Here is a 12,691-nt window from a genome sequence, read left to right as displayed (position 1 = left end):
TCCCAAACTGGCGTATCCTCTGCGTCGCCCCGTTTTTCTTTCCCACTTTGGAGATTCATCATGGCTAAAACCCCTAAGCGCGTTGCCGTTACCGGCGCGGCCGGCCAGATCGGCTATTCCCTGCTGTTCCGCATCGCCAACGGCGACATGCTGGGCAAGGACCAGCCGGTCATTCTGCAGCTGCTCGAGATCGACAACGAAAAAGCACAGAAGGCGCTGAAAGGCGTCATGATGGAACTGGAAGACTGCGCATTCCCGCTGCTGGCCGGCATGACCGCCCACAGCGACCCGATGACCGCATTCAAGGATGCGGACGTCGCCCTGCTGGTCGGCGCCCGTCCGCGCGGCCCGGGCATGGAGCGTAAAGACCTGCTGGAAGCCAACGCCCAGATCTTCACGGTGCAGGGCAAGGCACTGGACGCCGTCGCGTCGCGTGACGTGAAAGTCCTGGTGGTCGGCAACCCGGCCAACACCAACGCCCACATCGCGATGAAATCGGCCCCGAACCTGCCGGCCAAGAACTTCACCGCCATGCTGCGCCTGGACCACAACCGCGCCCTGTCGCAAGTCGCCGCCAAGACCGGCACTGCCGTCGGCGACATCGAGCAGATGGTCGTCTGGGGCAACCACTCGCCGACCATGTACGCCGACTACCGTTTCGCGACGGTCAACGGCAAGTCGGTCAAGGACCTGATCAACGACCAGGAATGGAACGCCAACACGTTCCTGCCGACCGTCGGCAAGCGCGGCGCCGCCATCATCGACGCCCGCGGCGCCTCGTCGGCTGCTTCGGCCGCCAACGCCGCCATCGACCACGTGCGTGACTGGGTGCTGGGCACCAACGGCAAGTGGACCACGATGGGCGTGCCGTCGGACGGTTCGTACGGCATTCCGGAAGGCATCGTCTTCGGCTTCCCGGTGACCACCGAGAACGGCGAGTACAAGATCGTGCAAGGCCTGGACATCGACGCGTTCTCGCAAGAGCGCATCAACCTGACCCTGAACGAACTGAACGAAGAGCGCGCTGGCGTCGCTCACCTGCTGGGCCAGTAATCCCGCCGGACCGGTAGGCATACGTTTGGTGGGCACGAGGTGCCCACCCTACCGCAGATGCGCGGTTCGTAGGGTGGGCACCCCGCGCCCACCCTACGCCACGTTAACGCATATCCAAGACGATACAATGCATCCTTCCGAGGTTTTATTCCAGGGCCAACGCCAGCCGCTGCTGCTCCCTGCCTGCGACCACTATGCCGGCAGCGAGAAGCTGATGCGCAAATCGATGGCCCTGCAACAAGAGCTTGGTCCCATTTTCGACATCACCTTCGACTGTGAAGACGGCGCCAGCGCCGGCACCGAGCGCGCGCACGCGGAACTGGTCGCGGCGCTCATCAACAGCGACGACAACCGCTACAACCGCATCGGCGCCCGCCTGCACGACGTCGGGAGCCCCCACTTCGCGCAGGACGTCGAGATCATCGTCGGCGCCGCCGCGCACAAGCTCGCCTACGTCGTCCTGCCCAAGCCGAACAGCCTCGAAGACGTCGTGCGCGCGCAAGAGCTGGTCAACCAGGCCGCCGCGAAGGCCGGCCGTCACTTTCTCCCGCTGCACGTATTGATCGAAACGCACGGCGCCCTGCACGACGTGTACGCGATCGCCGCCCTGCCCCAGGTCGAAAGCCTGTCGTTCGGCATCATGGATTTCGTTTCGGCCCACTACGGCGCGGTACCGGCCGCCGCGATGCGTACGCCGGGTCAATTTACCCATCCGCTCGTCGTCCGGGCGAAGCTGGAGATGGTTGCGGCATGTCATGCGCATGACAAAGTCCCTTCGCATAATGTGACGACCGAGATCAAGGACAGCGCCGTCGTCGCCAACGACGCCCAGCGCGCCGCCGCCGAATTCGGCTTTACGCGCATGTGGAGCATCCACCCCGACCAGATCAAGCCGATCGTCAAGGCATTCACGCCGCGCCTCGCGGAGGTGAACGACGCGACGAGCATCCTGACCGCGGCCATGGCGAAGGACTGGGGTCCGATTGCCCACGGTGGCCGCTTGCACGACCGCGCCAGCTACCGATATTATTGGACGGTGTTGCAGCGCGCGAAGCTGGCCGGCCTTGCGCTGCCGGATGCCGCGGCGGCACTCGTCAATCAACCGGAATCCATCTGATGGCCATCACTCTGAATCAAATCGCAGCCGCCTGTGCCTTTGCGCTCGCGGCCGCCGGTCTTTGCGCAACGGCGACTGCCGCCGAAACCCATCCCAAAGCGACCAAAGTCCTGAAACAAAAGGCAAAATCCTCCAAGCATAAAAAGGCGAAAAAAGAGGACACTAAGCAAGAGGTCGTCGACGACGAGCCCGAACCGGACGTCACCGACACGACGATGGCCGAGTATTCTTGCGAGTTGAACAACAAGGTCACCATCTACCGCAACCTGATGGACGACAGCCACATCGCGCTGCGCTGGAAGAACCACCTGCGCCGCATGGACAAGGTGGGCACGACCACGGGCGCGCAGCGCTACGAGAACGCAAAGCTCGGCCTGGTCTGGATCGGCATCCCGTCGAAGGGCATCCTGCTCGATTCGAAGCAGAGCCGCCAACTGGCCAACGAATGCAAGGACGCCGAGCAGGCCAAGCCGCCTGTGGTGGCCTCGGCACCGGCCGAACCGAAAAGCTGATGTGCGGGCCGGAACGCCCGCACGTCGTCCCCGCGCAGGCAGGGACCCAATGTAGCGTTCCGGTGGCGCCAGTACTTGGGCCCCCGTCAAGGCGGACGGCTAGTCCGGGGGCGACGGCATGAAACAGTTTGACGAAGCAACAACAAAATCCTCACAAAGGAGAATTGAATGTCTCAGAACACGTTGAATACGCTGAAGGAATTCCCGCTCGCGGGCGGACAGACCGGCCAGTTCCACTCGCTGCCGGCCCTGGCCGAGTCGCTGGGCGTGAACCTGTCGCGCCTGCCGGTGTCGATCCGTATCGTCCTCGAATCCGTGCTGCGCAACTGCGACGGCAAGAAGGTGACCGAAGAACACGTCCGCCAGCTGGCGAACTGGGGCCCGACCGCCGCCCGCACCGAAGAGATCCCGTTCGTCGTCGCCCGCGTCGTCCTGCAGGACTTCACCGGCGTGCCGCTGCTGGCCGACCTGGCCGCGATGCGCAACGTGGCCGCCAAGACCGGCGCCGATCCGAAGAAGATCGAGCCGCTCGTCCCGGTGGACCTGGTCGTCGACCACTCGGTCACGATCGACCACTTCCGCACCCCGGACGCGCTCGACCTGAACATGAAGATCGAGTTCCAGCGCAATAACGAGCGCTACCAGTTCATGAAGTGGGGCATGCAGGCGTTCGACACGTTCGGCGTCGTGCCCCCGGGCTTCGGCATCGTCCACCAGGTCAACCTGGAATACCTCGCGCGCGGCGTGATGAAGAACGGTTCGATGTACTACCCGGACACCCTGGTCGGCACGGACTCGCACACCACCATGATCAACGGCGTCGGCGTCGTGGGCTGGGGCGTGGGCGGCATCGAGGCGGAAGCCGGCATGCTGGGCCAGCCGGTCTACTTCCTGACCCCGGACGTCATCGGCGTCAACCTGACCGGCGTGCTGCGCGAAGGCTGCACCGCGACCGACCTGGTGCTGACCATCACCGAAATGCTGCGCAAGGAAAAAGTCGTCGGCAAGTTCGTGGAATTCTTCGGCGAAGGCACCGCCTCGCTGTCGACCACCGACCGCGCCACCATCGGCAACATGGCACCGGAATACGGCGCGACGATGGGCTTCTTCCCGGTCGACGAGAAGACCGTCGACTACTTCCGCGGCACCGGCCGCACGGAAGAAGAACTGGCTGCCTTCGAGAACTACTTCAAGGCCCAGCAACTGTTCGGCATCCCGAAGGAAGGCGAGATCGACTACACCCGCGTGCTGCACCTGGACCTGTCGACCGTCACCCCGTCGCTGGCCGGCCCGAAGCGCCCGCAGGACCGCATCGAACTGGGCAACGTGAAGCACAACTTCGCCGAGCTGTTCTCCAAGCCGACGAGCGAAAACGGCTTCAACAAGTCGCCGGAAGACCTGTCGAAGGTGTACGAGACGACCAACGGCGTGCGCGTGAAGAACGGCGACGTGCTGATCGCCGCGATCACGTCGTGCACCAACACGTCGAACCCGAGCGTGATGCTGGCCGCGGGCCTGCTGGCCAAGAAGGCCGTCGAAAAAGGCCTGACCGTCGCACCGCACATCAAGTCGTCGCTGGCGCCGGGCTCGCGCGTCGTGACCAACTACCTGGAAGCAGCCGGCCTGCTGCCTTACCTGACGCAGCTGGGCTTCGGCTTGACCGCCTACGGCTGCACCACCTGCATCGGCAATGCCGGCGACCTGACCCCGGAACTGAACGCCGCGATTACGTCGAACGACATCATCGCCGCCGCCGTCCTGTCGGGCAACCGCAACTTCGAAGCGCGCATCCACCCGAACATCCGCTCCAACTTCCTGGCCTCGCCGCCGCTGGTCGTCGCCTACGCGATCGCCGGCAACGTCACGCGCGACCTGATGACGGAACCGGTCGGCAAGGGCGCGGACGGCGTCGACGTCTACCTGGGCGACATCTGGCCGACCTCGCAGGAGATCCACGACCTGATGAAGCTCGCGATGAACTCGGACGTCTTCAAGGCCAACTACGCCGACGTCAAGGGCAACCCGGGCGCGCTGTGGGAAGCCGTGTCATCGGTGTCGGGCCAGGTCTACGACTGGCCGGAGTCGACCTACATCGCCGAGCCGCCGTTCTTCGGCGACTTCGAGATGACCCCGAAGGCGGCCGCCGCCGGCATCGCCAATGCGCGCGCGCTGGGCGTGTTCGGCGACTCGATCACCACCGACCACATCTCCCCGGCCGGTTCGATCAAGGAAGACGGTCCGGCCGGTAAATGGCTGAAGGACCACGGCGTCATCAAGGCCGACTTCAACTCGTACGGCTCGCGCCGCGGCAACCACGAGATCATGATGCGCGGTACGTTCGCGAACGTCCGCATCAAGAACAGGATGATCCCGCCGAAGGCCGACGGTTCGGCAGTCGAAGGCGGCATCACGATCCACCAGCCGAGCGGCGAACAGCTGTCGATCTACGACGCGGCCATGAAGTACATCGCGGAAGGCACCCCGACGATGATCTTCGCGGGCGAAGAGTACGGCACCGGCTCCTCGCGCGACTGGGCCGCCAAGGGCACCCAGCTGCTGGGCGTCAAGGCCGTGATCGCCCGTTCGTTCGAGCGCATCCACCGTTCGAACCTGGTCGGCATGGGCGTGCTGCCGCTGCAGTTCCTGGGCGACGACAGCGTCGACACCCTGGGCATCACCGGCAACGAGACGTATGACCTGAAGGGCCTGGAAGGCGAGATCCGTCCGCAGATGCAGGCGACCCTCGTGATCCACCGCGCCGACGGCTCGACCAGGGAAACCTCGGTCCTGCTGCGCATCGATACGCCGATCGAAGTGGATTACTACAAGCATGGCGGCATCCTGCCGTTCGTGCTGCGCCAGTTGCTGGCAGCTTAAACAGAGGGGTCAGAGCCTAGGGGTCAGAGCCCGGTGTTGATGGTTGGGCTCTGACCCCGGTGGTCTGACGCGGCGCCATTTCTCTACACCGGTGGTCTGACGCGACGCCTCTAAGCACCGGGGTCAGAGCCCCAAAAGAAACACCGGGCTCTGACCCCTGCCCTGCCCTCCTACGTTTCCGCCCACATCCGCAGCAGGTTGTGATAGTGGCCGGTCAGCGCCACCATCTCCGGCCCATCGCCATGCTTCGCGCGCAAGGCCTGGATATTGGTATCCAGCTCCAGCAGCATCGCCCTCTTCCAGTCGTCGCGCACCATGCTCTGCACCCACAGGAACGACGCCACGCGCTCGCCGCGCGTCACCGGCTTCACTTCGTGCACGCTCGACGACGGGTAGACGATCGCATCGCCCGCCGGCAGCTTCACTTCGTGCGTGCCGTACGTGTCGACGACCGTCAGCTCGCCGCCGTCGTAGTCGTCCGGATCGCTCAGGAACACGGTGCACGACACGTCCGAACGGACGGGTGACCCGCCCCGCTGCGCGCGGATGGCGCCGTCGATGTGCAGGCCGTAGTGTTCCCCACCCGCGTAGCTGTTGAAGAACGGCGGCAGGATGCGCAGCGGGAGCACGCTCGAAAAGAACAGCGGGTTCGCCATCAGCGCGGCGCTGACGATCTGGCCCAGTTCCAGCGCGAGCGGAGCACCCTCCGCCAGCTGGCGGTTGCGCTTGACCTGCGCGCCCTGGCTCCCGACGCTCGCGCGGCCGTCGATCCAGTCCGTCGCATCCAGGCGCGCGCGCATGGCCTTCACCTGGTCCGCGGTCAGCACGCCTGGAATATGGAGCAGCATGGACTGCGCCTCCCGATCAGAACTTGACGTTGGCCGACAGCGTGGCCGAGCGGCCCGGCCCCACGCCCGCGTAGTGCGGCGACGAGACCTTGTCGAAGTACAGCTTGTCGGTCAGGTTCTGCACGTTCAGCTGCAGGCTGACGTCCTTGTTCAGCGCGTAGCTGGCCATTGCGTCGAAGCGGGTATAGCCCGGCACCCACTTGTTGTTGTTGACGTTTGCGTACACCATGGCCATCGAGTTCAGGCCCATGCCGAACGTCAGCTCCTTCGTGGCGGCATACGTCGTCCATAGCGAGGCCGAGTGCCTGGGCGTCGTCGGGAAGCGGTTGCCGTTGTACGGCGAGGCGACGTACACGGGTTTCGCGGTCGTGCCGATGTTCAGGTAGCCGTTGTCCGCGATTTCCGCGTCCAGGTACGTATAGCCGCCGAACACGCTCCACTGCGACGACAGCTTGCCCGAGAAGCCCAGCTCGACGCCCCTGATTTCCTTGCGGCCGACGTTCTGCGTCGTGCCGTCCGGCGCCGTCACGCGGGCATTGTTCATCGTGCTCTTGAAGACGGCCGCCGTCAGCGACAGGCGCCCGCCCGGCATCACGTCCCACTTGGTGCCCAGCTCGAAGTTCTTGCTGCGCTGCGGCTGCAGGTTCTGCACGGCCACGGTGAGCGCGTCCAGGCCGTCGCCGCCGTCGTTGCCCGGCGGGGTCGCCGACGTCGCGTAGGCCAGGTAGATGCTGCCGTTCGATGCCGGCTTGTAGACGAGGCCCGTCTGCCAGCTCCAGAAGGTGCTGTCGACGTGCGCCGTCACAGCCGCCGTCGACGACGTCGCCAGCGTGTTCAGCGTCGTCTGGAAGTCGTCGTAGCGCGCACCCAGGTTCACTTGCCATTGCGGGTTGAATTCGATCGTGTCGAACGCGTACGCCGCCTTCGTCTTCGTGTTCACGTGCGTCAGCGCGCCCGACACGCTGCGGGTATAGGCCCACGGGTCGTACGGGTTCGGGTCGACGAGCGTCGTGCAGTTGTACAGCGTCGCGGCGCCCGACGTCGGGCAGGTGAACGTGTTCGTCAGCGGGTTGTTCGTGCCCGGCGTGAAGACGTAAGCGGCGCGGTCGGTCGTCTCGCGGTCGAACTCGATGCCCGCGTTGTACGCATGCTTGATAGCGGCCGTGTCGAACTTGCCCGAGATGCTCGACACGTTCGACGCCGTGCGGGTCTCCGTCGCGCGGGTGTTGGCGCGGCGCCAGACGGTGCCGTACAGGACCGTGTTGCCCTTCGAGTCGTCCGGCTGGGTCCACACGTAGTCGTTGTTCGACTTGCCGTAGCGCGTGACGTTGCGCAGCGTGATGCCATTGGCCAGTTCGTGGCGCAGGTCGATCGTCGCGATGTCGCTCTTCGTGTCGCGGAAGTCGCGGTTGGCGAGGCCGTAGAACGTCGAGCGGTCGACGTTGAACGGGGTACCGTTGCCGTTCTTCGACACGTTGGTGCCGGTCGTGACCGGGTTGTTGAACGGGATGCCCGTGTCCGGGATCTCGTGCGAGGTCAGGTGGTAGACGCTGACGATGGCGCGCGTCGGACCGGTCAGGCCGAACGTCACGGTCGGCGCCACGCCCCAGCGCTTGCCGCCGACGACGTCGCGGCCCGGCACGTCGTTCTCGTGCGCCATCACGTTCAGGCGGAACGCGCTGTTGCTGCCGATGTTGCGGTTGAAGTCGCCCGTGATGCGGCGGTATTTGTCCGTGCCGAGGCCGATGCTGGCATGGTTGAAGTCATACGACTGCGCCGTCTTCGTGATCAGGTTGACGCCGCCGCCGGCCGACGAGCGGCCGCCCAGCGCCGAGTTCGGGCCCTTCACGACTTCCACCTGCTCCACGGCGAAGATCTCGCGCGACTGCGAACCGGCGTCGCGGATGCCGTCGATGTACGTGTCCGTCTGGGCGTTGTAGCCGCGAATAAACATGTTGTCGCCGACCGGATTGCCGCCTTCGGCCGCGCCAATGGTAATGCCGGGCACGGTGCGCAGCGCATCCGTCAGCGACGTGGCGCCCGTCTGCGCGATGACCTCGGCCGGCACGATCGTGACGGATTTCGGCGTGTCGAGCAGCGGTGCGGTGAATTTGGTGTTGGCCGAGGTGGGCTGCTGCTGGTTGGCACCCATCACCTGGACGCTCGGGATCGTCGGATCCGGGGTGACGTCCGGACCGGCATGGGCAACGGCGGGCAGCGCCAGCGACGCGAGCATGGCCAGTGCAGGGGTCGGCAACGTGCGGGAATGCTTGCGGCTGGTGATGAAAGAGGTGTTGTTTTTCTTCGTGGTCATGGTGTGTGGGGTGTTGCCCTGCCGGGCGTCTCGCCGCGCCGTCATCAATAGGAACTTAGCAGGAACATGAATGAGAACGATTCGCATTATGATTCCGATTAGTACTTTTAGCAAGCACAAAGGCCAATAAATACGGGGGTGAGGCAGGAATGCGACGCCGGCAATCTTGCCGTCGTGTTACTGGGGGATGGGCGAATCAACTACAATGTCGGGGATAAGGGTTTATCATGACCCGAGATGTCAACCAAGAATACGAATCACCTTACTGAAGAGACTCCTCAAGCGTATGCGTCGCCCTTCCAAAGACTCACCCAAACTTTCGGCAGAAAGCCAGCGTCTCATCAGCATCAGCAACGCCATCGTGCAGGCCGCCAGCCGCGTTGAAGAACGGACCTGGGAACGCAACCTCGACACGCAGCTGCAGAAGCTGCTCAAGACGAACCACCAGGACAGCATCGACGCCGCCCTCAACGTCCTGTTCAAGGGCGACCTCGCGGTCTACGACGTCCTGATGGATGGCGTCGAGGCGGTCAGCGAGTCCTCGACGATGACCGAGCAGGCCAAGGACGGTACCGAGACCACGTGGCAGGTGCTGCTCGTGGCTGCGCCGATCCTGGCCTGGACCCGTTTCTCGATCGCGTCCGGCACGATCCCCGGCGACATCCTGAGCACGCTGACGGCGCACTTCTCCGCCCATCTGCTGGCCGACAACACGAAGCTGGCCATCGCGCCGACCTTGTACTCGATCGACCAGTTGCCGCGCACCCATGCCGAGACCTATGGCCTGACGCACAAGCTCGCCGCCGCCGCCCACAAGGGCTCGACGGTGAAGCCGGCCGCGCCCGGCCCGGACACGTCGCAATTCCTGGCCGACACGCGCTACCTGCTCGTGGCCGTCGTGGCCCCGGTGGGCGCCCCGCTGTTCCGCTGGCAGGAACCGCAGCACCACATCAATTTCGAAGCCGAGCGCGAGAACTGTCTCGAGCAATGGCGCGCCCAGGCGGGCCCGAACATCGCGCGCCTGCTGCCGGGCTGCGGCGTCGATCTGCTGCTGCCGGAAGCGTATTACGTCGCGTGCCGCGAGGCCGATAAACTGATCCGGCCGGTATCGATCCGCGCCGCGGTCCACTACCTGACCAATACGCTGGGTGTCGAACCGAACGACCTGCGCGCGGTCGTGGCCGGCTTCGGCGACGAAGTCAACGACAGCCAGGTCGACGAATACCGCGTCGGCTTCACGTTGCGCCAGTCGCCGGACGTCGTCTACGGCATCGTCTGGCCGCTGTACGGCCAGGAAGACGAGGACGGCACGCCGATGGAAGGCCCGGCCGGCGGCGGCGACCGCCCTCTCGCGCCGCTGGACGAGATCGTCAAGCACCTGAACGAGGTCGGCATCACCCACGTCAAGCGCATCGGCGAACGCTATGTCGCGGAATACTGCGACGATTGCGGCGCGCCGCTGTTCGCCGACCCGAGCGGCGAGCTCGTCCATGCCGAAATGCCGGAAGACACGCCGGCGGGGAACGAGCACTTCCACTGACGCGAGGCAGCGCCTCAACCACAAGACCCGGCCATGCGCCGGGTTTTGTTTTGGAAAACCGGGGTCAGAGCCCTTTTTTTGGCAAGATCCATCAAGCAAACCTGTTGAGCCTCGAGGAAATTGATTAAAACCGGGCTCTGACCCCGGCTCTTGGCAACAGCGCCTGGGCAAGGCTGACCGCGCAGGGGCAGGACGCGAGCCGCCAGGCCCAAGCCGTGCTGCGGGACCTGAACGCGCGCCTGACGGCCGGGTTCACGCCGGACGAGCTGGATGTAGTCGCGCGCTGGCTCGCGCAGGTCGCCGAACTCGAGCGCGACCTGCCGGGCGGCTGAACAGGAGGACAAGCGTCACGCGCGCGACCGCGCCGGCATCGTGTACTCGACGTCGCCCGGCACCACCGACAGGTCGACCCATCCCTGGCGCCAGGCCTCTTCCAGGTCGCGCTCGATCGGCTCCAGCGTCGCCGGGGCGCCGTCGGGAAAGCCGAGCACGCCGCACGCGCAGTTGCGGCCGCGCGCCTTGGCCTGGTACAAGGCCATGTCCGCGAGGTTGACGACCTGTTCCCAAGTCAGTGCCGTGCCGCCGAGCGCCACTGGAAACGGCGCGAACCCGACGGAGACGCTCACAGGCACGACCGTACCCCGATGCTCGGCAACATGCGACGAGATGCCGTGCAGGATGCGCAGCGCCACCTCGTCCAGGCCGTCGCGCGCGACCGACGGCACGAACACGAGGAATTCCTCGCCGCCCCAGCGCACGATCATGTCGGTCTCGCGGAGTGCCAGGCGCAGGTTGTGCGCAACGGTCTTCAGCACGGCGTCGCCGGCCGCATGGCCCAGCGTGTCGTTGATGTCCTTGAACCGGTCGACGTCCAGCAGGAACAAGCCCCCGATGGTCCCGTCGCCGTCCGTGCGGCGCTCGTTGCCGGTTCGGGCCATGAATTCCTGGAAGTGGCGGCGGTTGTACAGCAGCGTGAGCGGATCGAGCGCGCCCTGCCGTTTCAATTGCAGGTTCTTCTCTTCCAGCTCGGCGTTGGCGCGGCGCACTTTCCGGTACAGCAGGCCGACGACCACCGACGCCAGCCCGAAGACGATGGCGAGCATCCACCAGATGCGTTGATGCAGCCGGCGGTTGTCCAGCTCCGCCTTCGTGGCCCGGTTCTCCTGGCGCAGCGCGTCGATCCGGCGCTGCTTGTTCTCGGCCTCGTACTTCTGCTGCAGCTCCATCAACGCCTTCTGGCGCTGCTCGGCGAAGATCTCGCTCGACAGCTTGCGCTCGCGGTTGTACGCGTCGACGGCGCCCTTGTAGTCGCCGGCATGCTCCAGCGCGTAGCCATACTCGCGCAGCACCGCCAGCAGTTCGGGCTTGTCGTCCTGCTTTTCATAGGTGGCGAGACCGGCTTCGAAGTGCCGCTTGCCCTCGGCCAGGTGGCCTTGTCCGAGCAGCGCCTGGCCCAGGTTGACGCGGGCCGTGGCGGCGTCGTTGTTGCTCCTGGCGTCGAGGGCGGCCTCCAGCGCCTGCGCGGCATAGGTCTGGGCCTCGCGGAACCGGCCCTCCTTCAGGTAGCAATCCGACAGGTTGACGAGCGTGGTCGCCACCATCTGGCGGGCGCCCATGCTGCGTTCGAGAGCGAGTTCCTCGAACAGGGCGCGCCGGGCCCGCGCGAACGCTTTCTGCTCGACGGCCAGCGCGAACTCGTCGCCCAGCGCCGTCGCGATATAGCCCGGGGAGGCCATCTGCCTGGCCACGGCCAGCGCTTCCCGCTGCGCCTCCCACCCCTTGTCGAAATCGCCCGTGTTCAGGTACAGCTGCACCAGCGTGTGCAGCGCACTGGCCAGCGGCGCGGCGTCATCCTTGATGTGGCGCGCCATGTCGACGGCGGCATGCAGTTTCGCCAGCGCCTCCGGATAATTGCCCTCCTCCTGGAACGATTGCCCGGCGGCGATCGTCGCCAGCACCTTCGTCGGGACGTCGTCCGTCGCCAAGGCGACCCGTTCCGCCTCGAACGCCGTCGCATGCGACACGGCCAGTTCTTCCCGCAAATAAAGCGTGTTGGCGCGCCCGATCAGGCCTTTCGCCAGGGCGACGTTGTCATGGTTGCGCCGGCCATACGTGACGAGCTGGTCGGCCAGGGTCAGCGCATGCGTCAGGTCGCCGATGCCGCGCTCGGCGGTGCTGTAGTGGTACAGGAATTCCGTCCGCAGCGCCGCGGGGGCGGTGGCCATTTCCCACTCCATCGCGCGCAGCCGGCGCGATGCCTCGTCCGGCACGAAGCGGGCCATGGCGCCGATGTCGCGCAGGCGGCGTGCCTGGGCGTCGTCGCCATGGGCCACGAGCGGGCACAGCAAGACTGCGGCGACGCACACGCCGCGCATGCTGGATGATGACAGTACGGAAAAGGCCATTGCACTCCTCGGGCTGGGCCGAAGG

The 12,691-nt window shown here is 65.5% G+C and carries 8 protein-coding genes; 5 read left to right on the top strand and 3 right to left on the bottom strand.

Annotated elements, in window-relative coordinates:
• Positions 1–60 precede the first annotated feature (60 nt).
• From ACL58G_RS12710 to acnA, 4 genes are all read left to right on the top strand, one after another.
• Entirely contained in the window at positions 61–1,053 is a 993-nt protein-coding gene (locus ACL58G_RS12710) for a malate dehydrogenase (protein WP_413342138.1), read from the top strand.
• Positions 1,054–1,180: 127 nt separating this feature from the next.
• The gene (locus ACL58G_RS12705) at positions 1,181–2,170 is read left to right on the top strand and encodes an HpcH/HpaI aldolase/citrate lyase family protein (RefSeq protein ID WP_440967184.1); all 990 of its coding nucleotides are present in this window, start codon (positions 1,181–1,183) and stop codon (positions 2,168–2,170) included.
• The gene (locus tag ACL58G_RS12700) at positions 2,170–2,682 is read left to right on the top strand and encodes a hypothetical protein (protein ID WP_413383965.1); all 513 of its coding nucleotides are present in this window, start codon (positions 2,170–2,172) and stop codon (positions 2,680–2,682) included. Before ACL58G_RS12705 ends, ACL58G_RS12700 begins: the two co-directional genes overlap by 1 nt.
• Before the next feature lie 168 nt (positions 2,683–2,850).
• On the top strand, positions 2,851–5,559 hold the full coding sequence (gene acnA, locus ACL58G_RS12695; RefSeq protein WP_440967183.1) for an aconitate hydratase AcnA: 2,709 nt from the start codon (positions 2,851–2,853) through the stop codon (positions 5,557–5,559).
• Positions 5,560–5,729: 170 nt separating this feature from the next.
• On the opposite strand, the gene ACL58G_RS12690 is transcribed toward acnA, so the two are convergent.
• On the bottom strand, positions 5,730–6,407 hold the full coding sequence (locus tag ACL58G_RS12690; protein ID WP_440967182.1) for a Fe2+-dependent dioxygenase: 678 nt from the start codon (positions 6,405–6,407) through the stop codon (positions 5,730–5,732).
• 16 nt (positions 6,408–6,423) lie between these two features.
• Positions 6,424–8,721, bottom strand: coding sequence for a TonB-dependent receptor (locus tag ACL58G_RS12685; RefSeq protein ID WP_440967181.1), 2,298 nt, complete (start codon positions 8,719–8,721; stop codon positions 6,424–6,426).
• Between the two features lie 286 nt (positions 8,722–9,007).
• Here ACL58G_RS12685 and ACL58G_RS12680 point away from each other — a divergent pair, with 286 nt between their 5' ends.
• Positions 9,008–10,261: a DUF2863 family protein gene (locus ACL58G_RS12680; RefSeq protein WP_413383957.1), complete on the top strand. Its 1,254-nt coding sequence runs from the start codon at positions 9,008–9,010 to the stop codon at positions 10,259–10,261.
• 347 nt (positions 10,262–10,608) lie between these two features.
• Here ACL58G_RS12680 and ACL58G_RS12675 read toward each other — a convergent pair whose 3' ends face one another.
• Positions 10,609–12,666 (bottom strand): diguanylate cyclase, encoded by a 2,058-nt coding sequence (locus ACL58G_RS12675; RefSeq protein WP_440967179.1) that lies wholly within the window; start codon positions 12,664–12,666, stop codon positions 10,609–10,611.
• Positions 12,667–12,691: the final 25 nt, after the last annotated feature.

Source organism: Massilia sp. GER05, assembly GCF_052056005.1.
GTDB lineage: Bacteria > Pseudomonadota > Gammaproteobacteria > Burkholderiales > Burkholderiaceae_D > Telluria > Telluria orientalis.
Note: the sequence above shows the minus strand (reverse complement) of the source record. Positions and strands in the feature narration are given on the sequence as shown.

What these genes read in the sequence shown, in the direction of transcription:
- ACL58G_RS12685 (WP_440967181.1), bottom strand. Translation starts at nt 8,721, where the DNA reads ATGACCACGAAGAAAAACAACACCTCTTTCATCACCAGCCGCAAGCAT.
- ACL58G_RS12710 (WP_413342138.1), top strand. Translation starts at nt 61, where the DNA reads ATGGCTAAAACCCCTAAGCGCGTTGCCGTTACCGGCGCGGCCGGCCAG.
- ACL58G_RS12700 (WP_413383965.1), top strand. Translation starts at nt 2,170, where the DNA reads ATGGCCATCACTCTGAATCAAATCGCAGCCGCCTGTGCCTTTGCGCTC.
- ACL58G_RS12705 (WP_440967184.1), top strand. Translation starts at nt 1,181, where the DNA reads ATGCATCCTTCCGAGGTTTTATTCCAGGGCCAACGCCAGCCGCTGCTG.
- ACL58G_RS12690 (WP_440967182.1), bottom strand. Translation starts at nt 6,407, where the DNA reads ATGCTGCTCCATATTCCAGGCGTGCTGACCGCGGACCAGGTGAAGGCC.
- ACL58G_RS12675 (WP_440967179.1), bottom strand. Translation starts at nt 12,666, where the DNA reads ATGGCCTTTTCCGTACTGTCATCATCCAGCATGCGCGGCGTGTGCGTC.
- acnA (WP_440967183.1), top strand. Translation starts at nt 2,851, where the DNA reads ATGTCTCAGAACACGTTGAATACGCTGAAGGAATTCCCGCTCGCGGGC.
- ACL58G_RS12680 (WP_413383957.1), top strand. Translation starts at nt 9,008, where the DNA reads ATGCGTCGCCCTTCCAAAGACTCACCCAAACTTTCGGCAGAAAGCCAG.